At 62.3% G+C, this 25395-nt stretch carries 22 protein-coding genes, 1 tRNA gene and 1 pseudogene; 9 read left to right on the forward strand and 15 right to left on the reverse strand.

Annotated features, from left to right (window positions below; all coding sequences use genetic code 11):
* Nucleotides 1–174: 174 nt before the first annotated feature.
* The 4 genes from A5483_RS09780 (at nucleotide 175) to A5483_RS09795 (ending at nucleotide 4731) form a co-directional block, all read left to right on the forward strand.
* Nucleotides 175–1179: a class I SAM-dependent methyltransferase gene (locus tag A5483_RS09780; RefSeq protein WP_153023087.1), complete on the forward strand. Its 1005-nt coding sequence runs from the start codon at nucleotides 175–177 to the stop codon at nucleotides 1177–1179.
* 88 nt (nucleotides 1180–1267) lie between these two features.
* Nucleotides 1268–2125: a phosphoserine phosphatase SerB gene (gene serB, locus A5483_RS09785; RefSeq protein ID WP_002550283.1), complete on the forward strand. Its 858-nt coding sequence runs from the start codon at nucleotides 1268–1270 to the stop codon at nucleotides 2123–2125.
* A 16-nt stretch (nucleotides 2126–2141) separates the two neighbouring features.
* Nucleotides 2142–2936, forward strand: a complete 795-nt coding sequence (locus A5483_RS09790) for an aldose epimerase family protein (protein WP_002550303.1) — start codon at nucleotides 2142–2144, stop codon at nucleotides 2934–2936.
* 283 nt (nucleotides 2937–3219) lie between these two features.
* Nucleotides 3220–4731, forward strand: a complete 1512-nt coding sequence (locus A5483_RS09795; protein WP_063811721.1) for an acetyl-CoA hydrolase/transferase family protein — start codon at nucleotides 3220–3222, stop codon at nucleotides 4729–4731.
* Between the two features lie 235 nt (nucleotides 4732–4966).
* On the opposite strand, the gene A5483_RS09800 is transcribed toward A5483_RS09795, so the two are convergent.
* Entirely contained in the window at nucleotides 4967–6388 is a 1422-nt protein-coding gene (locus tag A5483_RS09800) for an amidase (protein ID WP_063811722.1), read from the reverse strand.
* A gap of 169 nt (nucleotides 6389–6557) precedes the next feature.
* Here A5483_RS09800 and A5483_RS09805 point away from each other — a divergent pair, with 169 nt between their 5' ends.
* Nucleotides 6558–7169, forward strand: a complete 612-nt coding sequence (locus tag A5483_RS09805) for a hypothetical protein (protein WP_002550288.1) — start codon at nucleotides 6558–6560, stop codon at nucleotides 7167–7169.
* 61 nt (nucleotides 7170–7230) lie between these two features.
* Nucleotides 7231–7304, forward strand: a tRNA-Gly gene (locus A5483_RS09810).
* A gap of 591 nt (nucleotides 7305–7895) precedes the next feature.
* On the opposite strand, the gene A5483_RS12170 is transcribed toward A5483_RS09810, so the two are convergent.
* Nucleotides 7896–8378 (reverse strand): L,D-transpeptidase family protein, encoded by a 483-nt coding sequence (locus tag A5483_RS12170; protein ID WP_241497704.1) that lies wholly within the window; start codon nucleotides 8376–8378, stop codon nucleotides 7896–7898.
* A gap of 301 nt (nucleotides 8379–8679) precedes the next feature.
* On the opposite strand from A5483_RS12170, the gene A5483_RS12175 reads away from it, so the two are divergent.
* Nucleotides 8680–8922 carry a hypothetical protein gene (locus A5483_RS12175; RefSeq protein ID WP_206598486.1) on the forward strand — a complete coding sequence of 81 codons (243 nt, stop codon included), beginning with the start codon at nucleotides 8680–8682 and terminating at the stop codon, nucleotides 8920–8922.
* A 48-nt stretch (nucleotides 8923–8970) separates the two neighbouring features.
* Here A5483_RS12175 and A5483_RS09825 read toward each other — a convergent pair whose 3' ends face one another.
* The 7 genes from A5483_RS09825 to A5483_RS11970 form a co-directional block, all read right to left on the reverse strand.
* Nucleotides 8971–9936: a nucleoside hydrolase gene (locus tag A5483_RS09825; protein ID WP_002550265.1), complete on the reverse strand. Its 966-nt coding sequence runs from the start codon at nucleotides 9934–9936 to the stop codon at nucleotides 8971–8973.
* Nucleotides 9937–10005: 69 nt separating this feature from the next.
* A complete protein-coding gene (locus tag A5483_RS09830; RefSeq protein WP_002550261.1) occupies nucleotides 10006–10644 on the reverse strand; it encodes a TetR/AcrR family transcriptional regulator in 639 nt (212 codons plus the stop codon).
* Nucleotides 10641–12431: an ABC transporter ATP-binding protein gene (locus tag A5483_RS09835; protein WP_002550245.1), complete on the reverse strand. Its 1791-nt coding sequence runs from the start codon at nucleotides 12429–12431 to the stop codon at nucleotides 10641–10643. The genes A5483_RS09830 and A5483_RS09835 overlap by 4 nt, the downstream gene beginning before the upstream one ends.
* The gene (locus A5483_RS09840) at nucleotides 12428–14236 is read right to left on the reverse strand and encodes an ABC transporter ATP-binding protein (protein ID WP_052647643.1); all 1809 of its coding nucleotides are present in this window, start codon (nucleotides 14234–14236) and stop codon (nucleotides 12428–12430) included. The genes A5483_RS09835 and A5483_RS09840 overlap by 4 nt, the downstream gene beginning before the upstream one ends.
* Before the next feature lie 53 nt (nucleotides 14237–14289).
* Nucleotides 14290–14883, reverse strand: coding sequence for an MptD family putative ECF transporter S component (locus A5483_RS09845; RefSeq protein WP_002550244.1), 594 nt, complete (start codon nucleotides 14881–14883; stop codon nucleotides 14290–14292).
* Nucleotides 14880–16412, reverse strand: a complete 1533-nt coding sequence (locus A5483_RS09850) for an ABC transporter ATP-binding protein (protein WP_082864044.1) — start codon at nucleotides 16410–16412, stop codon at nucleotides 14880–14882. Before A5483_RS09850 ends, A5483_RS09845 begins: the two co-directional genes overlap by 4 nt.
* Nucleotides 16409–17227 carry an energy-coupling factor transporter transmembrane component T gene (locus tag A5483_RS11970; protein WP_153023090.1) on the reverse strand — a complete coding sequence of 273 codons (819 nt, stop codon included), beginning with the start codon at nucleotides 17225–17227 and terminating at the stop codon, nucleotides 16409–16411. Before A5483_RS11970 ends, A5483_RS09850 begins: the two co-directional genes overlap by 4 nt.
* 154 nt (nucleotides 17228–17381) lie before the next feature.
* Between A5483_RS11970 and A5483_RS09865 the strand changes: the two genes are divergently transcribed.
* Nucleotides 17382–17795, forward strand: coding sequence for a hypothetical protein (locus A5483_RS09865; protein ID WP_002550329.1), 414 nt, complete (start codon nucleotides 17382–17384; stop codon nucleotides 17793–17795).
* A gap of 202 nt (nucleotides 17796–17997) precedes the next feature.
* Nucleotides 17998–18681 carry an EcsC family protein gene (locus A5483_RS09870; protein ID WP_063811726.1) on the forward strand — a complete coding sequence of 228 codons (684 nt, stop codon included), beginning with the start codon at nucleotides 17998–18000 and terminating at the stop codon, nucleotides 18679–18681.
* A gap of 85 nt (nucleotides 18682–18766) precedes the next feature.
* Here the strand turns inward: A5483_RS09870 and A5483_RS09875 are convergent, their stop codons facing one another.
* The 6 genes and pseudogenes from A5483_RS09875 to pdhA form a co-directional block, all read right to left on the reverse strand.
* Entirely contained in the window at nucleotides 18767–19471 is a 705-nt protein-coding gene (locus tag A5483_RS09875; RefSeq protein ID WP_063811727.1) for a hypothetical protein, read from the reverse strand.
* Nucleotides 19468–20697 carry a hypothetical protein gene (locus A5483_RS09880; RefSeq protein WP_063811728.1) on the reverse strand — a complete coding sequence of 410 codons (1230 nt, stop codon included), beginning with the start codon at nucleotides 20695–20697 and terminating at the stop codon, nucleotides 19468–19470. Before A5483_RS09880 ends, A5483_RS09875 begins: the two co-directional genes overlap by 4 nt.
* A gap of 140 nt (nucleotides 20698–20837) precedes the next feature.
* Nucleotides 20838–21560, reverse strand: a pseudogene (locus A5483_RS09885) (ABC transporter ATP-binding protein); the annotation flags it as partial.
* Between the two features lie 85 nt (nucleotides 21561–21645).
* Nucleotides 21646–23034, reverse strand: coding sequence for a dihydrolipoamide acetyltransferase family protein (locus A5483_RS09890; RefSeq protein ID WP_176607928.1), 1389 nt, complete (start codon nucleotides 23032–23034; stop codon nucleotides 21646–21648).
* A 32-nt stretch (nucleotides 23035–23066) separates the two neighbouring features.
* Nucleotides 23067–24071, reverse strand: coding sequence for an alpha-ketoacid dehydrogenase subunit beta (locus A5483_RS09895; protein ID WP_002550249.1), 1005 nt, complete (start codon nucleotides 24069–24071; stop codon nucleotides 23067–23069).
* Nucleotides 24071–25123, reverse strand: a complete 1053-nt coding sequence (gene pdhA, locus A5483_RS09900) for a pyruvate dehydrogenase (acetyl-transferring) E1 component subunit alpha (protein WP_063811748.1) — start codon at nucleotides 25121–25123, stop codon at nucleotides 24071–24073. The genes A5483_RS09895 and pdhA overlap by 1 nt, the downstream gene beginning before the upstream one ends.
* Nucleotides 25124–25395: the final 272 nt, after the last annotated feature.

Genomic DNA, 25395 nt, shown 5'->3' on the forward strand with positions numbered 1-25395 from the left:
GCGCCCTACCCCTGCGCGGCCCCTACCGTCCAACTACTATCCGTAGCCGTCAAAAAATGCCCCGAACCGGGGGCGTCAACATCACCATCAACGTGTCAACGTCACCACCAACGTTTCTGGGCAGCTACGGGCAGCAGGGCCAAATAGGTCACCCCAATCTGGGAGACTGCCACCATGGACGCTGCTATCCAGGACCCCGTTGACGAGCTCATCGTCGCCGAATCGCCACAAGCCAACCCGATTTGGGTGCTGGGGCGTCCTTCTTTGGTGCAAGTGGCCGGGAAACGGGTCGCGGCGTGGGCCGACGACTGCCGCAATATCGTCGACATCCCTGACGCCATCCGCCTCAACCCCTGGACCACCGGCGACGCCTCAGACAGCGCCGTGGTGTGGATGGGCCTGCCTACCAGCCTCGATGAGCTCGACGAACTGTTAGGGAAACTCTGGCACCTCCTTGGACCTGACGCACATATCGTCGCCGGTGGACGTATCAAGCACATGACCCGGTCCATGAATGACGTCGCCGCCCGCTGGTTTGACGACGTCCACGCCAGCCTCGGGGTGCGCAAAGCCCGTGTACTGCACTTCTCGTCACCTCGGGAACGACCCGCCGTCATCGGTGAATGGCCGCGCACTAACACCATCAAAGGATTGACGATCCGAGCTCATGGAGGCGTCTTCCATACCGCCGGACTCGACGCCGGAACTTCCCTGCTGCTCGACCACCTCGACGCCATCGCAGCCGACGTCCACTCCGACGCCGTCGACCTGGGGTGCGGAAACGGTGTCATTTCCGCCCACCTGGCCCGACAGCTCCCCCAGGCCACGATCCACGCTACCGACGTCTCATGGCAAGCCGTCAACTCCACCCGGCTCACCGCTGAGGCGAACGGGCTCAACATCGTCACTCATTGGTGTGACGGGCTAGTCGATGTCCCCGACGAGAGCGTCGACGTCGTCGTCACCAATCCGCCCTTCCACCAAGGCACTGCCCAGGATCACGCCCCAACCCTGGCCATGCTGGCTGACGCTGCCCGCGTGCTGCGCCCCGGCGGGGCCCTGTGGTGCGTGTACAACAATCACCTCCCGTGGGCGTCACATGTGCAGCGCACTGTTGGGCCGACCCGCCAAGTCGCGCGGAATCGTCGGTACACCGTCATCAGAACAGTGCGTCGATAAGCCGATCGCACAACGGTCCGCAAGGTTCACACCGTGTCGCGAGTCACGACCTCGACCGAACCCGCTCAAACGCACCTACCGTAGTCTCATGAGTTCTCGCGTCATCCTCGTCAGCGACGATCGCTCCAGTCTTCGCTCCCCCGGCACTTTGCTATGGCCTGATGCCGCCGGCATGCGCGGCATTCACACTGGTGAGTGGGCCGCCCATATTTTCGAGTACGCCATATCTTTTGAGGGGAATATGACGCAGGTGCGGGAGCTAGCTGCCACCAACGGTGTCGGCGTACTGCATCCCCACGGCACTCTGGCCACCGAGCCGCCTGGCCTCATCGTCTGCGACGTCGACTCGACCGTCACACGCACTGAGGCCATCGACCTACTGGCCGAGTGTGCCGGGAAAGCCGACGAGGTCCGTGAGGTCACCGCCCGCGCTATGGCCGGAGAATTGGACTTCGCAGAGTCCTTACGGGCGCGAGTGAAATGTTTGGAAGGGTTGCATATCGGGGCCTTCGAGGAGGCACGGAAAGCCACTGTCGTCACCCCTGGTGCAGCTGAGCTGGTGGCCAGCGCACATGAGATTGGGGCTGCTGTCGGATTGGTATCTGGTGGGTTCACGGCCCTGGTTGATCCATTGGCCGAACAAATCGGGGCTGACTTCGCAGCCTCCAACGAGCTTGAGATCGTCGATGGCCACCTCACCGGACGAGTGGTTGGTGACATCGTCGACCGGGCCGCGAAAGCGACCTGGCTAGGCCGCTGGGCCTTGGAATGTGGGGTCGATCTTGAACGGACGATAGCCCTAGGCGATGGCGCTAACGACCTCGATATGTTCGCAATCGCCGGGCTGCCGATCGCCTTTTGCGCGAAGGCGGTCGCCGTCGAGGCTGCACGAAACACCATCAGGTGTGAGCGGATAGACGCAGTCCGCGCCGTGTGGGCTCAGTGACCATGATCATAAGAGCATGAGCATCCTTCCTGGAACCCTTCATTCGGCCCATGACGGCGCTTGGCAGGTCGCAGAGCATGGCTGTCAGGTACTGGCCTGGCAGGCCGACGACAAACCCGTCATCTGGTTCGACACCGAGCACGCTGATGAGTCCGAGGCGGTAATCCGGGGAGGAATTCCGCTGTGTGCCCCGTGGTTCGGTCACGGCCCCAACAACGACCAGGATCCCCAACATGGCCTGGCGCGTCGAACCGACTTCGAGGTAACGGTCGCTGCTCCTTTCCGCGTCGTCGGGGTTGCGGAGACAGCGTCCATCGGAATTCGTCACGAAGTCGTCATGACCAACGCGGCCTTGGAGATGACGCTCACCCTCACCAACCATGATCAAAAGCCACGCCTCGTCGAAGGGATGTGGCACACCTACCTGCGCGTCGGAGATGCTGCACAGGCGCGGGTTAGGGGCGTTCGCGGCGCCAGCTGGCACAATTTCGCCACCGGTGGCAAAGGGTTCTGCGACGCTGACGAGCTTGCCATGGTTCCTGATACTGACACCGTCATCCAGGGAGTCGGACCAGCCCTAGCCCTCCTCGACCCAGCATGGGGACGCCAGATCCACCTGGAGACAACGAGTTGCCCCAGCGCTGTGGTCTGGAACCCACGCTCGTCGTTGGCAAATGTCGCTAACCCGACGACCCAGGCGTGGCGCGATTTCGTGTGCGTCGAGACCGGGGTTTGCAAGGACAATGCGGTTGTTCTCAGCCCAGGCGGCAACCTCACCATGTCCACGCGGATCAGCGTCGAAGCATTGTGATCATGGCCAACATCAGACGCCATCGCGATCGATGACGCGCCCGACCAGACACGTGGAGCTGCGCCGCGAACAGCTGTGCGAACACTTCGACCATCCACGAGCAACAGTGCTCACCTGGTCTCAAATAGCAGGGGTGGCCCATCCCACACCAAAGAACGCCATATACAGTGTTGTCACGGTTTAGGACCGCCTTCACCGGGAACGAAACAGTGTTTCTTCGACGGCTCACAGGTTGCGCTGTGTACCGTCACCGACAACCAGCCGCACGGCGGCAGGAGGACAGATGTCAGAGCGGATTGCCAACGCAGCCCTGCGTCAGAAAGTGATGAGCGCGGACGACGCGGCTGCCCTCATCCATGACGGCGACCAGATCGGATTCGGTGGATTCACTGGGTCGGGCTACCCCAAGGTGCTGCCAGGCGCACTGGCCAAGCGCATCCAGGAATCCCACGATCGTGGTGAGAAGTTCACCGTCAACGTCTTCACCGGAGCCTCGACCGCTCCTGAACTCGACGGCACCCTTGCCTCCGTTGACGGCATCGGCTGGCGCATGCCGTATCAGTCCGATCCCCAGATGCGAAGCAAGATCAACGACGGCACTTCCTTCTACACCGACATCCATCTGTCACAGTCGGGCATGATGGTGCGTCAAGGCTTCTTCGGCAAGGTTGACTTCGCCGTCATCGAGGCCACCCGGATCACCGCGGACGGAGATGTTGTCCTCACCTCATCGGTCGGCAACAATGCGGTCTACTGCGACACCGCCGAGAAGGTCATCATCGAGGTCAACTCATGGCAGTCCGACGACCTCGAAGGAATGCACGACATCTACGGTGGTTTCGCGCTTCCCCCGAACCGGGTGCCGATCCCGATCACCCATCCCGGTGACCGGATCGGTGACAAGTTCCTCCACATTCCCCAGGACAAGGTTGCGGCGATCATCGAGACCGATGGCCCCGACCGCAACACCCCGTTCAAGCCGATCGACGACGACTCCCGCAAGATCGCCGGATTCCTGCTCGACTTTTACGACCACGAGGTCAAGCAGGGACGCATACCCAAGAACCTGCTGCCGCTGCAGTCCGGCGTCGGCAACATCCCGAACGCCGTCCTTGACGGCCTGCTCCACTCCGACCTGGAACACCTGACCTCCTACACCGAGGTTATCCAGGACGGCATGATCGACCTCATCGATGCCGGCAAACTCGACGTCGCTTCCGCCACCGCCTTCTCGCTGTCGCCTGACTACGCGCACAAGATGAACGAGAACGCGGCCTTCTACCGCGATCACATCATCTTGCGCCCACAGGAGATCTCGAACCACCCCGAGGTCATTCGCCGCCTCGGCGTCATCGGCGCCAACGGCATGATCGAGGCCGACATCTATGGCAACGTCAACTCGACCCATGTCATGGGCTCGCGGATGATGAACGGCATCGGTGGATCCGGCGACTTCACCCGCAATGCCTACATTTCAGCCTTCGTGTCCCCGTCGACGGCCAAGGGAGGCGCCATCTCGGCGATCGTCCCGATGGTCTCCCACGTCGACCACACTGAGCATGACGGCATGGTCATCATCACCGAGCAGGGCATCGCCGATCTGCGTGGTCTGGCACCGCGTCAGCGCGCCCCGAAGATCATCGAGAACTGCGCCCACCCGGACTACCGTCCGATGCTGATGGACTACTACGAGCGTGCACTGCGTGGCAAGTTCAAGCACACCCCGCACCTGCTGGGTGAGGCGTACTCATGGCACACCCGGTTCCTCGAGACCGGCACCATGAAGAAGGACTGAAATCTCACAGCCCAGACCCACAATCGCCCCAGAACCGTTTCGGTTCTGGGGCGATCATTATGTGCGATAGTCCCGGCAGGTGACGATTTTCGTCACGCCACGTCATGGTGCGCGGCCACACACAGTGACTGCGCGCAAGTCAACATGCAAAAATTCCCGCCCCATCCCACAGACAGGCACGCTGGCGCTGCCACCACAGGCGAGTCGGGAGTTTTGATCAACGGTGACTGCACTCTCAGTCCCGAGCATGCTCAAGGGCACATCCGAGTGCCAGGAGGGTGGCCTCGTCGTATAGCCGGCCGCCAATCATGATGCCGATCGGCAGTTCGACGCCGCCAATCATGATGCCGATCGGCAGTTCGACGCCGCCGATCCTCGTGGTGTGCAGCGGCAAGCTCATCGCCGGACGCCCGGTGATGTTCCACAGGCTGGTCCACGGCGTGAAACGGCACTGAGCATCAAAATCGGCGGCTGGGTCCTCGTCGTCGCGCAAGGCTCCCACCGGCAAAGGAGGCTGGGCCAGGGTCGGGCTGACAATAACGTCGAATCGCTGCCAGTGCTGTCCGACTTGACGCGCCACCATCTGAATGCCCGCCAACCCCTCGGCCAGCTCGATTCCGCTACGGCGTCGACCCCCAGCCCGCAACCATCGCGACATTGGAGTGCAGAACTCTTCACGTTCGGGTGGAACCGGGATCGCAGCCGCCCCCACCTCCCATACGCACCGGAAAGAGTCCCATTCACGCGGGCCGAACGGGGCACTCGTCGGCTCGACAAGGTGGCCCATGGACTCCAGGGTGGCGGCCGTCCGGTCCAGCGCTGCCAAGATATCCGGATGAACGCAGGCGTCGGCTATGACCGGTTCGCGCAGGAGGCCGATGCGCAGCCGTCTCGGCTCACGTTCGCACGCCGACAGGAAGGACTCGGTCGGGGCCGGGGCGTGGAACGGGTCCCCGGGCCACGGCTCGGATAGCACATCGAGGGCGGCAGCGGTGTCGCGCACCGTGCGAGTCAGCACCCCACCACAGACCAGTCCGGGACCATCGACCCCGTGGGGTCCGGCCGAAACTCGGCCGCGGCTGGGCTTGAGGCCGACGACACCGCAGCAGGAAGCCGGAATGCGTATCGACCCGCCGCCATCGGATCCTTGGGCGATCGATACTTGACCCGCACCGACCGCGGCCGCAGCACCACCAGAAGACCCGCCAGCCATTCGGGCATGATCCCACGGGGTGACGGTCGCCGCCCGACCGTCCGGCTCGGTGTAACAGGGAAGCCCGAACTCGGGAGCGGCCGTGGTGCCGATGGGGATGGCACCGGCGGCCTTGAGCCGAGTGACAATGCCGTCGTCGTAGCGCGATGGTGTCCCGCCGACAGCTCGACTCCCGACGGCTCGGGGCGCCCCAGCCAAGGCGTTGAGGTCCTTGACCGGGCAAGGAACGCCATATAGCGGGCCGGGACGAACCTGCCCGGCATCGAGTTGACGCTGGAGTTCACGGGCGGTGTTCTGAGCCCCCTCGTCATCAATCCAGGTCCAAGCGTGACATTCGTCGGCATGTGCCGCTTCGAGGGCAGCATCAACAACGTCAAGGATCCCGACGTCACCGGCGGCGATGCAGGTGGAGGTTTCCAGAGTGGTCAATGGATCCATACTCATGGTCCTACCACATTCGGTGTCTTTGCCTTTCCCCTTTGAAGTCCAGTTATCGTGATCATCTAGTCGATGCGCAACGAAGAGATTTCGCATGACAAGCCACTCGGGTCAGGATCTGTTCACTTGGCCGACCACTACGTCTAGGCTAGAGCAACACGTCGCCAGGAGGATCGTGACCGAGCAGCCCACGTACCCACAGCCCCGCCATGCAGAGCCAGAAAATGTCTCACCGAGCGCACCACTACGTGCCAGCGCGGAGACAATCGCCACTCTCCCCCCACCCGAAGCCCCCGAGGCCCAGGCCACGTCGTCGGCAAAGGTGGGACGGATCGCCGCCGGGTTCTACCTCGCCGCAGCAGTCACTGCCGCCGTTGCACTCTTAATCGCGTGGTGGCAGTCCATTCACATGCGGACTTTCATCCAGGCCACAAATCTCATGACGTGGACTCACCCCCGCCCCGGGTCCCTGGCGTCGGTTCTGCTGGCTACTGCCATGATGTCGATCGCCGCCGCGATGGTGGCCATGCCTGGGATCCTAGCCGTCAACACCTGGTTGGGACGCCGCTGGGTACGTTGGGGTGCCATCGGCGGCGTTGCCGTCGGGTGCGCGGCAGTGACCCTCAACTGGGTGTCATGGATCGGGATGCCCTTCCTCGTAGCCGCCGGCGTCATGGTCTGGCTGCCGCCGGTGAGACGCTGGATGGACTCACTGCGACCGGTCACTCACGAAGCCAAGCGCCCGACCGCCCCAGTGCGGTACGGCAGGGTTCCGCAACACTACTGAGGCATCCGGGTTCGCACAGTTGCGATGTAGTGCGCTAAACTATCCCAAGTCTTCAGACATTGCGGGCGTAGCTCAATGGTAGAGCGCCAGCTTCCCAAGCTGGATACGCGGGTTCGATTCCCGTCGCCCGCTCCACACGGAGGGCCTTGTCAACGAACAGTTGGCAGGGTCTTTCATCATTCTCAAAGCCTGCCAGTACGCCATTTCGTGCCCAGCTACCTCGCGGACCCGCCCTGGACCATGCTGTCCAGTGTGTCCGCAATCGCCCAGCCGCGGCCCTCGGTGGCGTGCTGGTAGATGCATGTTGGGATCACTCATGCGGATCGTCAAGTCCTTGGTGAACGCACCCGACCCCACGCAGACGTGGTCATGACCGCTTGTGCGGCTGAGCGCGCCTGCAGATCGGCTGGAGCTGCTCGGCATCTGCCTCGACATGCTGTGCCAGGACATTACAGATGCTCTGCTAGTCGAGCTCGCCGAGAACGGCCTACACGTATCAGCACTCTTCCTTGATAGCGTTCGCGGGCACTTTGGTTGACGAATGGTATGTGACGCGTCCGCAACCGTGAGTGGATTCTCTGCTGTGCATAGACCACCGAGCCCGCTCGCAGAGACGGCGCGCCAAGGTTTCAAAGTCCAGGGCACCGGCATCAAGTTAAGACGGTTCAGCCCAAGCACCAAGGCACCTCAGTCAAATAGGCTTGGGAAAACACTAGTTATTCAGTATCAGCTTTTGATGACGATCGTGGGATTCTGAGACGGATCAAGCCACCGCAACGTAGCCTCCAACTCCGCATGAGAGTTCACCCCCACGCACCCGCCCGTATGCCTCGTCGCATAATGCAAGAAAATACCGGCACCCGAACCCGCACCCCGACGAACCGGCGAAGCATAGTTATACGACAACACCACCGCCTGCCGATACAACGAACCCGCATAATCAGCCAAACGCTCATTATTACTCGTCGACAAATGAGAACAATCCTCACGCCACCGGTTGTAATCCTTAGCCGCCGGATCCTCAATCCACCACGAACACCGACCAATCGTCCGATACGACAACTTCGTACCCGGATTACCCACACCAAACGCCGACACCACACCAAACGTGCCCGCCGGAGTCGTATTCGTCCCCTGACGACGCCGCCCCGCATCAACAACCCCACCAGAGCCGAACACCGACCCCACACCAGCAGCAGACACCCTCACCCAACCACGCGAAGACCCCCTCCACTGATAACGAACCCACGTACCATGAGTACCCGACGTACGATCAGCAACCATCACCTGCCGCGACGAACGCCACGACACCCGAGTACCAGGCGCATACACCGACACCGCCGACGATGTAGCCGCGTGACTCCTAGTCGCACGAGGTTGAACAGCATGAGCTTGGTTGGCATGAGACCGAACTGGATGACCCGGCTGTAGCGCGGCCGCCACCGCGTGCCGGGAGGTCAACTTCTTGGGCCGAGCCGGCGTCGCACCCTGGCGCGGAGACGTCGAAGCCGTGCGACGCTTCCCGGGCGATTGTCGATTACGCGACGGCGTGGAGTGCGGTTTCGGTGAAGCCGTCGGGATCGGTGCCGACGAACTCGTGGTCGGCGATGAGGCAGCTGACGAACTCGTCGACGCCACCGCGTCAGCCGGAACCGCTGATTGCTTCTCGTCCCTGGTACATCCGGTCGCAGCTACGGCCACCGCTGCCGCAAGAACGCAGGCAACTCCACGCATGATTCGTCCTCCCGCTTAACCTGGCCATCCCGTACCAGTTGATCTGCATCGCCTAGATTACTTTCCCTCAGCTCAATCCCGTCCGCAATGTCGTCAAAAGATGCTCAATGAACCCCTCAGCATCGACGTCGCACAACAGATCGACGTTGGGTTCCTTGCCCCAGCGCCCCAACTCGTCACCGACAGTTTGACCGCGAGTCAGCGTCCCGGCTAGTTCGACATCGACAGCCAACGGGCGCGTGCTGGCAAATCTCCCCGTCACAGCGTTGGCGACCACCAAGGGATCATGCAGATAGGCGCACCACCCCAGGCCGTCAGCCTGGTGAAACTGGAAGTAGAACCGCAAAGCGTCACTCAGGACGGCTATGACCGGGTGATCCCCCAGATTTTCCACGGCGTGCAGATGCTCGTCGTCGAGACGAATGACCTCGGTAGCCTGCAGCGCCCCCAGCACAACTCGCCTCGACGCCTTCCCCCACGCCTCGAACACCTCATGGCCGGCTTCTGGGTCCACCGCGATGTTCCACTCACTCGTCGGCCCAGTGTTGCCACGATGATTGATCGCCCCGCCCATGACGTGCAGCCCCCGCAACAACCGCGGCAATTCCGGTTCCTCCCGCAGCGCCAGCGCGAGATTCGTCAATGGCCCGGTGACGATACCCACCAACTCTCCTGGGTACCGGTGCGCCAGATCAACCCACAGTTGTGCCCCACTACGCGAATCCGGGCGGCGCCCGCACTCCCCTAGCACAGCGTGCCCCAACCCGTGCGGCCCGTGGGTCTCCTCGGCGGTCTTGAAAGGCTCGGCGAGCGGAACGTCCGCCCCTCGGGCAACCGGCGCGTCCATCCCAAGAAGATCAGTCAGCCCAAGCGCGTTTCGCAGCACATCGTCTTGTCCCACGTTGCCGGCTGTCGTCACCACTCCGACGGTCTCAACGTCGTCACGACAGGCCAAGTAGGCCAGGGCGAAGGCGTCATCAATACCCGGATCACAGTCCAACAGAACGGGCAGGGAGCGCGTAGAAGTCGGCATGTCGCCACACTAGGACTTCGACCGATGAAACGTCATCCTCCGATGAGCCCACCAGACTTGTGACGAGGTTTACGCCGACGTTCCGGGGAACAGACCGTGCTCCATCCCCGCGATGATGAACTCAATCTTGAGATCGAGATTCCCGCGCTCCCCCATGTTCTGCATTCCGAACAGTTCTGGCAGCTCACCGACGATCCCCGCGAACCTGTCCAACCCGGTGCGACCGTCCTCGTCGAGGGTTTGGTACGGCTGGATCGACATGTACGTCTCCAGGACCGTGTCCCCCGCGAAATCCATGGCGAAGGCTGCCCCGTCCTTACCCCCGGGGATACCAAGCCCGGCTAACCTTTCCACGATCGCCGTGATCCGCGGCAGAGCTACTCCGAACGCCTCGGGTCGGGTGACGATGACGGTGGCCGCCTCCGGATAGCGGGCACACATCTGCCACTGCCGATCCACGACGTCGCGCAGCACCTCCTGCCAGGTGCACAACTGGGGATCCGGTTCAATCTCGGCGGCTATCGCACTAATCGCGGCAAGCTGCAACTCCTGGCGAGAACTGAACTCCCGGTACAAGGCGGTGGCCTTCACGCCGAGACGCTCAGCAACCGCCCGAAGGGTGAAACTGCCAATTCCTTCAGCCAGGGCGGCGTCAATGACCTGACGTCGTGTGAACGCCGGCTTACGCCCCGGCCGTTTGCTGATCACCGCTGGCCCACAAGCGACCACCCCACAGCCCGTTCCCGGGCATGCCACAGATCGGCATACCGGCCGCTGCTGGCGATGAGATCGTCATGGGTTCCCACTTGGCAAACCCTACCAGTGCGATCGACGACGACTATCTGATCCGCCGAACGAATAGTGTCGAGCTTGTGGGCGATAACCACAATTGTCGAATTCTGTCGCAGTTGCGTCATAGCCGCCTCGACGTGGGCCTCATTGTCCGGGTCCAAGGCCGAAGTAGCTTCGTCGAAGAGCAAGATCGGGGCGCGTTTGAGCAAGGCCCGAGCCACTGACACCCGCTGACGTTCACCACCTGAAAGTCGACGACCGCCCTCTCCGACGCTGGCATCCCAACCGCCCGGAAGACGAGCAGCAATCTCATCGACACCGGCCAGGGCTCCGGCCTGACGCACTTGCTCGTCGGTGGCGTCCGGGCAACCGATGCGGATGTTCTCGGCCAAAGTGGAGTCGTAGAGGTAGACGTCCTGGAAAACCATGGCGAGCTGGCCCATGAGCTGCTCGGTGGTCTGATCGCGGACATCAGCCCCACCAACCCGCACCGTTCCAGAATCAACATCCCAGAACCTCGCAATAAGCCGGAACAGGGTGGTCTTGCCAGCGCCCGAGGGCCCGACGATGGCCGTCAGTCCACCTGCCGGAGCAGTGAACGAGATGTCATGGACGACAGGGCAAGCCTGATCGTAACCGAAAGAGACACCCTCGAAGCTCACCTCACCGGGAGCGGGAAGACCCGCCGGGACGTCTGGCTCAGCAAGCACGGTAGCCGAGAGGATCTCGTCAACCTCGGCGACCGGTTCACGGGCCATCTCAATGCCTAGGGTCGCGGCGCAGACGTCCTCCAACACCTTCGTGTAGCGCAACGAGACGCCAATGAAGGCCACCGCCACGACCGGGCTCAGCCGTCCTGATCCGCCCAGGTTCGCAGCGAGCACGATGAGGGTCACGGCAATGCCCTGAGCCGCCAGCCCAGAGACGAAATTCGCCAACACCTCTAGCCACAGATCCTTGCGGGCAGCACGCCCACTAGCCACCTGGGCATCGTGAAGAGGTTTGTAGCCGCTGGCGCGCCCAGCTGCCCGCAGTGCAGGCTGGGACTGGCAGAACTCGACGATTCGAGCCGCCAATTCTTGCTCAGTGGGGTACGTCAACGCCTCACCGCGAAGCTTGAGGGCGCGCGAGGCGATCGTAAGAAGGTAGATGATCGGGATGGCAAGGAGCAGGGCCAACCCCAACTCCCACGACCACACCCAGGCCAAGACCATCATGACGAGGGTAGTGGTCATACCTTTCACCAGCGGGGCGGTGAAATGCCCTAAGCACTCACCCAGCGTCATGAGTCCGCGCGTCAACAAGCGCGAGAGGCGGGCAGGAAAGCTCGACCGGAACCACCCCAATGGCAGGCTGGCAACGTGATCACCGATACGGGTGCTGAGGTGACTCAAGACGTCCATCCCGCAGAGATACCCAGTACTCGCCTGAAGGTACGACACCACAGCCCCGGCAACGGCCAGGGCAGCGAGCACCCACACCCAGCCCCACCAAGTCAGGCCCAATGAGGACTGTCCCATCACGAAAGCGGTAAACGTCGGGATGACGGCAAATAAACCGACTCCCTCGATCACTCCTAGCGCACCGGCCCACGCCAAAGAACTGTGAAACCGCCGGGTGCCCTCGTCGGTCAATAATGGTTGGAATGCCCGTGCCAGGAGGATGTCCCCGGCCCAGGAAAGACGTGACGACGTGGTGCTCATCGGGTGGCCCCCGCCATGATTCGTCCCGCCGACAGCCGCACCCAGTAGGGCTGGTCGGCTAATTGCTCAGCGGTACCGCAGGCTGTGATGGAGCCGTTCTCCATGACGCAAATGACATCAGCCCCAGTCACCGACTCAGCGTGATGACCGATGACCAGCACAGTTCGGCCTCGGGCCAAAGCGGCCAGGGCCTGCTGAATCTCAACCTCGCAGTCTGGATCGGTGGCCGCGGTCGCCTCGTCCAGGACGAGGATCGGAGCATCGGCCAGCACCGCGCGCGCAATGGACAGACGCTGCTTTTGTCCACCCGAGAAGTTGGTGTCCTCACCCAGCACGGTGTCGAAACCGGCAGGCAGGGCATCGATGTCGGCGAGGATCTGGGCCGTGCGGGCGGCGTCACGAATCTGCTTATCGGTGGCATCAGGACGAGCCAGGGCGATGACGTCACGGATGGATCGACGCTGCAGATACGGGTCCTGCAGCACGAAGGAGACGAGTCGGTAGAGGTCCGCCGGGGCGAGGTCCTTGAGGTCCACCCCACCGATGCGCACCGTACCGAGATCGGGATCGCGGAATCGAGCCAGCATCGTCGCGAGGGTCGACTTGCCCGACCCGGACGGCCCCACCAGGGCCGTGACGGTACCCGGACGTAACGTCAAGCAGACGTGGTTGAGGGCCGGGACGTCACCGTCAGGAGTGTGATACGAGACGCTGACGTCGTCAAAGGTGACCGTCGTGTCCTCGGGAATCACAGAGCTGGCACTAGGTTGGTCGATTTGTTCGATGGACAGGACCTCCTGCAGACGCAACGCTGCGCCACCGGCCTGCTGGTACATCCACGCCGTATTCCCCAGCACCTCGATGGTGCGGGGCAGCACTAGGGCGATAAGGGAGCAGGTGAGGACATCGGCGACGCCCACCCAGCCGGCCCTGGCCATGAGCAGACCGAAACCGAGATTGATCGCCATAAGCGCAGGCACCGAAATCACCGACTGCGACAGGGCAGACGCCTTGATGAGCGGGCCGCACCAGTCCCAGTAGAACCGGGCAAACTCCTGGCAAGCAGCAGTGAAGCGGCGGTGAGCCTTGCCTGTCTGGCCGAAGTTCTTGACGACGTGGACGCCCTCGGTCAACTCGATGGCGTTGGCCGAGATGTCGGCAAGCTTGTCGTCCATCTCGGCAGTCTTAGCGGCCATCCCCCGCATCGACCACCACTGCAACAGGGCGTAGATCGGGAACGTCGCAAGGCAGAGCAAACCTAGCCGCCAGTCCACCACGAAGGCGTAAACGAGCAGCACCAGGGGAATGCCGATCGCCGCGGTCTGATCCACCGGGGCGTGGGCGACAAGTGCATGCACCTGGACGGTGTCGTCTTGAATGGCTTTGCGGACCCGCCCGGTGGACGATGAGCTGAACCACGCCAGCGGTGCTCGGCAGAGGCGCCCGATGATGCGATCCTGCATGATGCTGCGCAGTTTGAGATCAGCGAAATGTGTGACGACAAGGGCTACCACGTAGAGCAGGGCCTGAGTGCAAAAGGCCACCACCAACAGGTTCGCGGTGTGTACGAGGGCATCGTGGTCGACGTGGGCGCTCAGCAGGATGGTGCCGAGCTTCGTCAGGGCCAGATAGGGGGCCACAGCAACGACACAGGAGGCGACCACGATAGTCCGCGCCAGCAGGATCCGTCCCCGGATCGGTCGCATGAGCGATGAAAGGGCTCTGTCACCGGCACGATGCTTGGCCTGGTAGTCGTGGGGGCTCGCAGCGGATGCAGCGGCTTGGGCGGTCACGGGGGCTGGCATCACCGGCTGGGACGAGCCAACGGTGAGAGCAGGATCAGCTGGGGTGGCCCTGCTCACTTCGTCAGTCCCGCCCGCTGGAAGTGCTTGCGCCCCATCTTGATGCCCAGCCAGCCGCCAAGGAGCCCAACCAGAAACACCACGACGGACCATCCGGCGATCAGGCCCGGGGTGAACAGTGCTCGCATCTTATTGGAGTAATCGGCACCCATTTGCTTGGTGATCATGTCGTAGTACTCATCGGCGTTCACAACGATCGGTATCAGTGGCACGATCATCCAGAGAATGAAGACCGCGTAGCCGAGGGATGCCCGGCGCGGGTCCAGGCGAACATTGCGCCCGGCATTAGTGGCGATGAGGTCAGCAATGAAACCAAGCACGAGTCCGGCAGGGATCATCCAGATGGTGTGGCTGGGCGTCATGCCAAGCCCGACAAGCAGCCCAGTGATCGTCAAGGTGCCCATCTTCGGAACACGAGTCATTGACAAGATCAAGACAACGCCACCCAGCAATATACCGAGGATCCAACCGACGAACATAAACGCAGGGCCGGCGAAACCGATCATCCCGCAGGCGTAGAAAGCGACAAAGAAAATCACCGCGAAGATGGCGACAGTCACCAGATCGCGTGTGGTTAGGCGTGAGTTCATGATTTCCCTTTCAAGGTGGCGATATTGACCAGATAGTCCCCACACCGGGCCATGAGCTCCGGGTCGTGAGTGATGACGATGACAACTTTCCCGGCGGTGGCGAGTCCTGCGACGAGATCAGCGATGGAGGCGAGATGCCGGCGGTCGACGCCCGAGGTGGGTTCATCGAAGATGACGATCTCCTTGTCCTGCGCGATGGTGGCCGCGACGACGAGTCGCTGGGCCTGCCCGCCTGACAAGGACAAAGGGTGACGATCACGTTCGTCGGCCAGGTCGAGACGTTCCAGAAGTCCTGATGTGTCAGCGGCATCTCGATGCGGAGTATCAAGGCCGAGCGTGATCTCACGCTCCACCGATTCGCTAAAAAGCTGACGACGAACGTCCTGCATCACCATCCCGCAACATTTCTGACGCCTGCCGGGGGTCCAGGGCACTCCCATGCCGATGCGAGCTTCGGGAGGGGATTTTTCGAGCCCGCACACGATTCGAGCCAACGTCGACTTCCCCGCACCGTTCGGGCCGGTCAGAATCGTCACCGCACCAGCAGGCAGGAACAGGGAATCGATGTCGAGAATCGTCGAGCCGGGACGGTAGGAGAAAGTGAGGTGCTCGATGGTCAGCCCTGCCGGGATTTTCGTGCCGCCGGCTGCGGTGGAATCGGAGCGCATGAGCTTGCCTCGAATCACCGGAGCAAAAGGTGCTGGGGCCTGCGGTGGCGTGGGCAGGTCAACTGGGTGCACGTCGAGACTGCGCAGACCCCGCTCCAGCAACTCCTCCTCCGTCAAGACAAACAAGTCGCTACGACTCATCCGCTCAACAATCTGTCCACCGGAGACACGATGAACGTCGTCAACAAGTCCGCGGAACAGGTGCAAGCGGTGCTCAGCGATCACGAGGGTTTTGTTGGCGGCCTTGAGCTCGCCAACGAGGGTGCGAAAATCGTCGATTCCCTCGGCTGAGAGGTTCGAGGTCGGTTCATCGAAAAGTAGCAGGTCAACATCAGCCACCAATGCACAGGCGCAGGCGACCCGTTGCAGTTCCCCGCCTGAAAGAGTGTCGAGGTGGCGGTCGAGCAGGTGGGAGATACCGGTTTGGGCGACCGCACGGCAGACGGCTTGGCGGATCTCATCGGGATCGACCCCGTAGTTCTCCAGTCCGAAAGCCAGCTCGGTGCGCACGTTGGAGGTAAAGAACTGAGTGCGGGGGTTTTGGAAGATCATCGCGCAGGTGCGGCCGACATCATGCAGTTCGACACCGGCCAGGTCGGTGCCCTGGACCATGACTTGGCCTCGCAGCGTTCCCCCGAAGAACTTGGGGACGAGTCCATTCATTGTCCTCAGCAGGGTGGACTTCCCTGATCCCGACGCCCCTACCAGCAGGGTGAGCGTGCCCGGCCGGATCGTCATCGTGATGTCACGGAGTTGCTCGACGACCTCCCGCACGGGAGACGGGCCGTCGGCGAACGGCGAGGAGTCGGGGTCGAATGACGGGTAGCCGTAGCTGATGCTGTCGAGGCTGACGATGCTCACGCGATCACCTCGCTGGCACGCCACACAACCAGAGCGGCCAAAATCGTCAGCACGAGGGCGTCGCCGACACGAAAACGACTCGGCTGGGTGGTTGATCGGGATTTTTGTGCACCGAGCCCCTTAATGATGGCGGCTGCGGAAAGTTCATCGGCAATGCGGGCGGCCGAGGCCAGGAAAGGGATGACGACGTACTCGGCGGTGCGCATCGGGTGACGCACAGCCGACCGCGCCCCAGGGTTGAGGCCACGCAGGGTCATGGCTTGGACGATCGCTCGCAATTCACGTACCGCCATCGGGAAGAACCGCACTACTACCATGACGGGCACGTAGACGACCTGCGGAGCATGCATCCGGGTGAGGACCGCGCCGACCTGAGTGACATCGAGGACCTTGATCGCTGCCACCGCCGCGCCGAAAACCCCGGCGAAGCGGAACATCCAGAAGGCGATAAAGACCAGGAACGCCGATACCGTTGAGCGCCACAGCATTGGGAGCAGGAAGCAGCAGAAAATCCACACCAGGACGAAGATCGTCCAGTTGAGCCAGGTCCGCGGTCGGGTGGTTAGGACCAGGAATACTCCAACGACCCCAAGGCTGGCCATCACGAGGGCTGTCGATCCTGCCCCCATGAGCAGGATGTTGAGAACGATGACGTAGAGGGCGAGGGTGCGTGGATCCACTGTGCCGAACAGCTGTCGAGAGTGGCGAGTGCGGACTGCCGGAGTGACGCCGAAACCTGCCCCGGCAACCGGGCAGCCATTGGGAAGGCGGTGAGCTCCTCCAGGCAACGCCAGGGTCACCTCGTCATGCTTCATAAGGTAACCCTATCCCATAAATGATTGCTGTTAACAAATACCTCCTCTCCCGCCTTGGCCCGGAGTTGGCATAGCAGCGCCGTATAAGCCCCCTGCCACCACGTGAGGCACGATGGAAGGGCCGACGACCAGTTACCGAAGAACAGGTGTGAGCATGACTAACTTGGAGAAGACCCCATCTCGCGGCGAGAAGATTCTCGCCGCTGTGGTCGCCTTCGCCCTCTGGATGGCCGTGGTATTCGCGATTGTGGCGATTTTCGTCGGCTGGCGGTGGTCGCTGCGGTTGTTCGTCGGGGTGCTCCTCGTCGGCATCCCCGGAGAAGTCATTATTGAACTTGTCGGTCGAGGACAGCTGCCGAGCGGCGCATCCAGAGCCCGAGGCTCCCGCGGCTCGCGATTACTCCTCTCGGCACTCATCCTTATCGCCTGGGCGTTCATCGTTCTCGCGGCGACTGCCCTCATCCAGCCGTGGTACGGCGCTACTGGTGACATGGCCTGGGTGATGGTCGTGGGGATTGCGGCGATCCTCATGCAGGAGGGCATCGACACCCGAAAGAAAAAGTCCTAGTCTTGCGAGAATCATTCCTGGCGAGAGGATTTGCCGGCTCCCCGCATGTGAGGTGCTGGCGAGCAGAACGTACGGGTTCGATCTCGCCATCGCCAATCGGTCGACGCGAGGTATGCCTCCACGCCATCCCATGGCGAACATCCACCGATCCGCTCCCCAACCGCGGCTACCCTGGAACACAGTTCATCGAGAGGAGACCCGCGTGGGCATCGGAAGCAACATCGGCAAGGCACTGCTGGCCCAAGCCCCCGACATGGCACCTGGCGCAGCCGTCTCATTACTGCGCGGCATCCTCGGATTCGCTATTGACGGCGCCTCGGGGTTGCCGGGGGTGCGTCAGGCCGCCGGGAAGACCCTCACGAAACACGACGGCGATGTCGAGCAGGCGATCAACTCCTTGGTCAATCAGCACATTGCGATGGCCGGGGCCCAGGGGTTCGTCTCCAACCTCGGCGGCATCGTCACCCTGGCCGTAACTATTCCCGCCAATATTTCCGGCGTTGCGATCGTGCAGGCTCGCATGGTGGCCGCCATCGCCCACCTGCGCGGTTACGATCTCGACGACCAACGGGTCCGCACCGCCATCCTTGCGACACTCATGGGCCAGCACGAGGTCGACAGCCTCATCCACGAGAAGAAGCTGCCGACGACACCAATGGGCATCGCTACCGCTCCGGTCGGTGACGCCGATCTCGAAAAGGCCGTCGCCCGGAACCTCGTCAATGTCCTCATGGGGCAGGTCGCAGGCAAGAAGCTACCGGTCTTCGTCTCCAAGCGGGTCCCTGTGCTTGGCGGCGGAGTCGGTGCCACCGCAGACGGGTTCACCACCTGGAACGTAGCTCGCTACGCCCGTAAGCAGTTCCCTACCCGCCGCCCACGCAACTGATACCCGCACAGGTGCGGGATACGGCCATGATGATTCGGGGGCAGGAGCGGTGGCCGACCACAGCGACGAGGGGTGTAGTCAGGATTCAGCGACGCAGGGATCGCACCCCGCCTAGCCCCCATGCGTATCCGGCAACTCCTAGGAGGGCGCAGGCGACGGCACACACCATGGCCACGGTAGACACCGTCGGCGCACTCCCCTCGACGGCGGCCGTTTTTCCTGGATAGCCGCCCGGGAGGAATCGCAGGAGGGTGTTTGACTGCGCGACGACCACAACCAGGTAGATCAGGGGACCGCACAATGGTCCGACTCGCCGCGACACCATTCCCGTGACGAACAATGCGATCCCGGTACACAGCACGCAAGTCACCGAGAACCCTATGAATGGCGACCACGGCAGCTGAAACCGTGCGGGAATTCCCGGTACCAGGACGGAATCACCATCAGGTATCAACTCGACGGGCAACGATCTCAGGACCCATCCCATGAGCAATGCAAGGCCAGCTGCGCAGCCGCATATCCACAGCCCCATCCACGCATATCCAACCGGGAGGGACCGAACCGATGTCCTCTCGACCCAACCCATGGCCGATGAAATGCACCACATGGTGATGGCACAACCCACCAGAGTGATCAGCTCAGGACCAGTCGCAGGGCGATCCCACACGTCTCCGGGCGCCACCGACAGACTCGCCTTCCACAGGAAGAAGGCCACGAGCAAGGCCACAAGCGGCGCAATGACAAGGGCAATAGCATCGCGCCCCTTCAGGAAAGTCACTGTACCCATCATCGGTGAAGATCACTAGGGGTCAATGAACACGTACTCACCGCGCGATAATGCTTCGCGTACCAATGACGGAATGCGGTTATATCCATGCCGTCAAGACTATTTCGTTCCGAACTCGTCACATCATCATGCTGGAATCCAGCCAGCCGAAGAATGGTGCGTTCCACGGAATTGACACCGTTGAGGGCCTCAGTCTGCTGAGATGTCAGCTCTCCGCCTCCGGTCTGACTCATAAAAGTACATGCGTCTCGGCCTGAAAATGATTGGGCCAGGCCCTCACCCGTCAGATCCGACAATTGCTGAGGGCCATATGAGGTCGGTCGACCGAGATCAATCACAAGTTGCCCCGGGTGTGCTTGGTACCCAGACTCAGCAAGCAGGACGTCACGGGAAACCACCGTTCGCGGCAGAACGGATAAGACGCGCTGAGCGGGTTTCGCGTAGGACGACGCGAGACTGCGATGTGGTGGCGTGACGCATACCCGTACACCTTCGTGCGACGAGCACTCAAAGGCTAGCGGCGCATCACGAAACAACGGCACTGGCAAGACGACGCCCACGACAGCAATGATGAGCGGCGGGGCGATCAAGGCCGCACAGGGTGCCACCCGACGCCAGCAGAACCAGTCGGCACGGACCTTGGACCAACGACTGGCGGTGAGGAGGCAAGACAAGGTGACGACGCAGAAGAAAATGGCACGCATGACCACGGCCGCGACCGTAACGGTGTGGGTGCCACTCGGTTCCGACATCCCCAAAGACCATGCAAAGGCCACCGAGCCATGACCCTTGGCAAGGAGATTTCCGTTGACGACGATCGGCATTTCGACCAGGACGATGCACACAACAGGTGCCACCAGCCACACGATGGGGTGGGACACCATTGCGGCCACGAGGTGAGCAACGGCCACCAAAGCCGCGAATGACAGCAGGACGACGATTAAGTCAGAGGCTTCAGCGACGGTCGGAGTCGCATTGAGCCACGTCTTAACGACCAGCGGCGCCGCCACGATGACCGTCCCGATGAGGAGGGCAGCCGTCTGCCGCCAGAACCAGTGCCAGTGGATGCCAAGAATGGACCGCGCCGGAGCAGCGCCCACAACCATGTCCGAAGGTGCCGTGCGCGCCGCCAGGCCCGCCCCCATGAGGCCAGCCACGATGGCCCACAGCGTACTGGATTCCCGGAGCGTGACGACGACATCCTGCACTTGCCACGCCCCCAGGCCCATCGGTCTCGCAGCGCAATGAAGCTGCACATGGCTCCACTGACCGTCACAAGAACCATGTTCAATGACGTGAAGGGGAATGCCATGCGGTGAAGACCGCGCAGCGGATGTATACCCTGAAGCGAAGTAGGCATCACGCTGCACCCCCGAGAAGTGAGGTATCCAGCCTCAGCATCGTTGGCGTTACGGACTGGATGCCCTCGGCCAACAGATTCCAGTTCGGAGTACGAGCCCTCGAAGATCAACTTTCCCTCGGACAGAACGACGAGTTGCGACACGAAGCCCTGGAGATCCTCAAGTAGGTGGGTCGAAACAATGACCGTCCGATCCTCGGCGAGCTCACCGAAGAGGGATCGCACCCCGATCCTTGATGCCGGGTCAAGGCCTACCGTCGGCTCATCAAGCAGTAGTACAGCCGGATCGCCGACAATCGCACACGCGATTCCCAGTCGTTGACGCACTCCACCCGACAGGGACTGAACACGCTCATCGACGCGGTCGAGAAGCCCCACACGATCGAGGGCTGCGCGTGCCCTCGCACGGCATTCGCCCGGTTCAACCCCTCGCGCCCAGGCCGCGTATTCCACGACTCTGCGGATGCGGAAGTGCGACGGGAGGGAAAACCGCTGGGGCAGGAATCCAACCAAACCACGGATGGTGTCGACGTCATCGCTGACATCGACACCATTGAGCCGAAAGTGGCCGGAGTCCGGTTCACGCAGTGTCGCGAGGATACTGAGAAGTGTCGATTTTCCGGCCCCATTTGGACCGAGCAGTCCCCACAAACCAGAGCCAAACTCACAGGAAATATCAACCAGGCTATGCCGGTGGCGGTACCGGTGTGATACGTGCTCAAGTTCGATCATTCATCGAACCATAGCGTAACCCGATTTCACCTGGGCTCCAGCCGAACTGTCAATCATAAGCTTCCCGGTTCCCCTTAGAACCTAGTCAGTACAGCATCGCTGATGCCGGGTCCGAGAGGATCTCCGCAACGTCGTGGAGGAATGTCGACCCCTGCTCACCGTCGATAAGACGATGGTCGAACCCGAGGCTCATCGTCGTCACCCACCTGGGCACAACACGCTCGTCATCACCAGTCCCGACGACCCATGGCCGCCGAGCGAGCGCACCGAGCACGAGGATCGCTGACTCTGTCCGGTTGACCACGGGAGTGCCAGCATCGAGCCCGAACACCCCGACGTTCGTAATCGAGAAGGTACCGTCGGCATAGTCAGACGGTTGCAGGTTGTCCTCCTTAGCGATCGCGACCACCCGAGTGATCTCCGTCGCCAATTCAAGCATCGTCATGTCCTGGGCACCGCGCACTACCGGCACCATGAGGCCGCGCGGCGTGGCAGCGGCAATGCCGAGATTGATGTGGTCGCGGAAGATGATTTCCTCAGCGACGTCATCCCATGCGGCGTTAATGACGGGTGTGCGCCCCATTGCCAGGCACACCGCCTTGCACCACACCGTCAGCGGGGAGACACGCAGGCCTTTGAAACGACGATCGGCACGCAGCCGATCAACTAGCTCCACCGTCGGGGTGACGTCGCAGGTGAGGAAGGCCGTCACGAGGGCCTTAGTATCCAAGGAATCCTTCACGGCCTTCGCTGTGACCTTGCGCACCCCACGCACTGGCACCTTGCGGGTGTGACCGTCGGGCTCAGTCGGGGCGCCACCGAGGAGACGCCGGGACATCACCGACAGGCTCGCCAGCTCGGCGTCGCCAGTAGAAGCACCGGTATCCACCGCTGCAGGAGCACCACGATGAGCAGCCGCTTTGACGTCGCTCCTGGTCACTGCACCCTGTGGGCCGGTGCCGGTCACCTCAGACAGCTCGACGCCGAGGTCCGCTGCCAATCGTCGGGCCGGCGGCTTAGCAAGGACGTGCTCGGTGCGGTCCATTCGCGGTGGGTCTTGACGAGAAGCCGGCTCGGTCGGGCGCTGCTCCGGTTTCGCCTCGGCGTCGTGTCGAGGTTCCGGTTGCTCAGGATGAGTGTCTGCATCCTCCTCGCGCGCCCGCTCAGCCGACACCGCGGCACCCCTGCGGCGCCGACGTCGACGCCCGGGCTCCGCTGTAACGTGGCCAACGAGGAACTCCGGCTCGTCCTCCGAACCGTCATCAATCGTCGCCAAGGGCGCCCCAACGGCCACCGTCTCACCAGGCTCAGCACACAGTTTTGCGACGGTTCCGGCGAACGGGCTGGGAAGCTCGACGATCGATTTAGCGGTCTCGACCTCGCACAGCACATCGTTAATCTTGACGGTGTCGCCAGGGGACACTCGCCAAGAGACAACTTCTCCTTCGGTAAGCCCTTCGCCCGGGTCGGGCATGCAGTAGTTCTTCATGTGAATGCCTCTCAGGATCAGAAGGCCAGGGAGCGGTCTACGGCGTCGCGGATGCGGTCGACGTCCGGGATGTGCTCTCCTTCGGCCTTGGCGGGCGGGTAGGGGGTCGACCAGCCAGTGACTCGCAGCACCGGAGCCTCCATAACGTAATACAGTTCCTCACCCAGCCGGGCCGCGATCTCCGCGCCAATGCCCTGGGTGCGCGGCGCCTCCTGGACGATGATTGCCCTTGTCGTACGACGCACCGATTCGTAGACGGTCGCCATGTCGAGCGGGGAGAGGCTACGCAAGTCGATGACCTCGAGTTTCCGCCCTTCCCCGGACGCCTCCTTCGCCGCCTCCAAGCAAGTATCGACCATTGGACCGTAGCAGATCAGGGTGGCCTCCTCGCCGGAGCGCGCGATTCGGGCCTGGTGCAACCCCAGCGTCGGTGTCTGCGCAACTTGGCCACGGGTGTAGTACCGACGTTTCGGCTCAAAGAAGATCACCGGGTCGGGGCTGTCGATGGACTGACGCAGCATCCAGTAAGCATCGTCAGGGTTGGAGCAGGTGACCACCTTGAGGCCCGGCGTGTTCGCGTAGAACCCTTCCGGCGACTCGGAGTGGTGCTCTGGCGAGCCAACGCCGCCACCGAAGGGGATGCGGATCGTCACCGGCAGGGACCACCGGCCACCGACGCGAGCCCGGTACCGGGCCAGCTGGGAGACGATCTGGTCGAAGGCTGGGGCGCTAAAGCCGTCAAACTGGATTTCTACACACGGGCGATACCCGCGCATGGCCATGCCGATTGCTGTTCCGACGATGCCCGATTCTGCCAGTGGCGAATCGATGACTCGACGGCCCCCAAACTGGGCTTTGAGGCCGTCCGTGATGCGGAAGACACCACCAAGGGTGCCGACGTCCTCCCCCATGAGGACGACGTGATCGTCGGCTGCCAGCGCGTCAGATAAGCCAGCGTTCAAGGCCTTGGCAAGGGTGGTCTCCCCCTGCGGACGCGCGCTGTGCACTAGTTTCTCGCTCATCACTTATCCTCCCACGACGCGATTTCCTCAGCGTCAGCCAAGACGTCGGGGGTCGGCTCGGCGTACACGTCCGACATGAGGTCAGCCATCACGGGCGTGGCATTGTCGTGAACAGCAGCGCGAACCTCAGCGCCGAAGGCCTCCTCACGCTCAGTGAGGCCGTCAAGCCACGCCTGGTTGATGACTCCGCGGTCTTGCAGATAGGTACGCAATCGGACGATGGGGTCGGTCTTACCCCAAGTCGACTCCTCCTCTGCGGTGCGGTAGCGGGTGGGGTCGTCGGTGGTGGTGTGTGCGCCCATGCGGTAGGTCCACGCCTCAACGAACACCGGCCCCTTTCCGCTACGGGCATATTTGAGGGCCGATCGCAGCACGGCCACCATGGCGATGACGTCGTTACCGTCGACTTGCACCGCAGGGATGCCAAACCCGGTGGCGCGGCGGAACAGGGATGAGGGCGACTGCACCGTGGTCGGCTCTGAAATCGCCCATTGGTTGTTGACGCATACGAATACCACGGGGGCGTTCATTGAGGCTGCGAAAACATAGGCCTCGTTCGTGTCTCCCTCGCTCATCGCGCCATCACCGTGGAAATTCAGCACGGCAGCCGGATCACCGCCAGCCTCAACGTCACGCTGGACACCCATGGCGTAGCCGACGGCGTGCAAGGTTCCCGACCCGATCATCACCGGATAAGCGCTGAAGCGAGTGGCGACGGTGTCCCAGCCACAATGGGCGGTGCCATCCCAAGCCCCAAGGATGTCAGCCAGACTGACGCCCATGGCGTGGGCTAAGCCCTGCTCCCGGTAGGTGGGAAACACCTGGTCTTGTTCTCCCAGGGCTAACCAAGCGCCAGCCTGGGTGGCCTCCTGGCCCAGCAGCGGCGGCCACAGACCCAATTCGCCGTGACGCTGCAGAGCGGTGGCCTCGACGTCGAGGCGTCGCGTCATGACCATCATTTCGAGGGCCTTGACGAGGTCGTCGTCGCTCAAGTCAACAGGAAAATCGGGGTGTGTGGTGAGGTGTCCCTGCTCGTCGAGGATCCGCACCATTGCAGGATCAGGACGATTAACGGGGTGTTGCCGCGCCGGAAGGACGAACGGATCCGCACTGCCTTCGTCGGCACAAATGGTCTCGGTCACATCTTCCTCCTGGTTAAGTGTTCCGTAGCTCAATTCTGGACGCCGACAAGTCCAGTTCCAAGCGAAACCTACCGTTCCGTAAAAAGTCACCAACGATGAGGTTACCGTTCCGTAAGTTGCCCGTGTGGTTCCTACCCCGGACTTCGATTGGTGCAACAACATGCGTACCCTCAAACGGTGAG

It is taken from the genome of Cutibacterium namnetense, from assembly GCF_001642025.1.
GTDB lineage: Bacteria > Actinomycetota > Actinomycetes > Propionibacteriales > Propionibacteriaceae > Cutibacterium > Cutibacterium namnetense.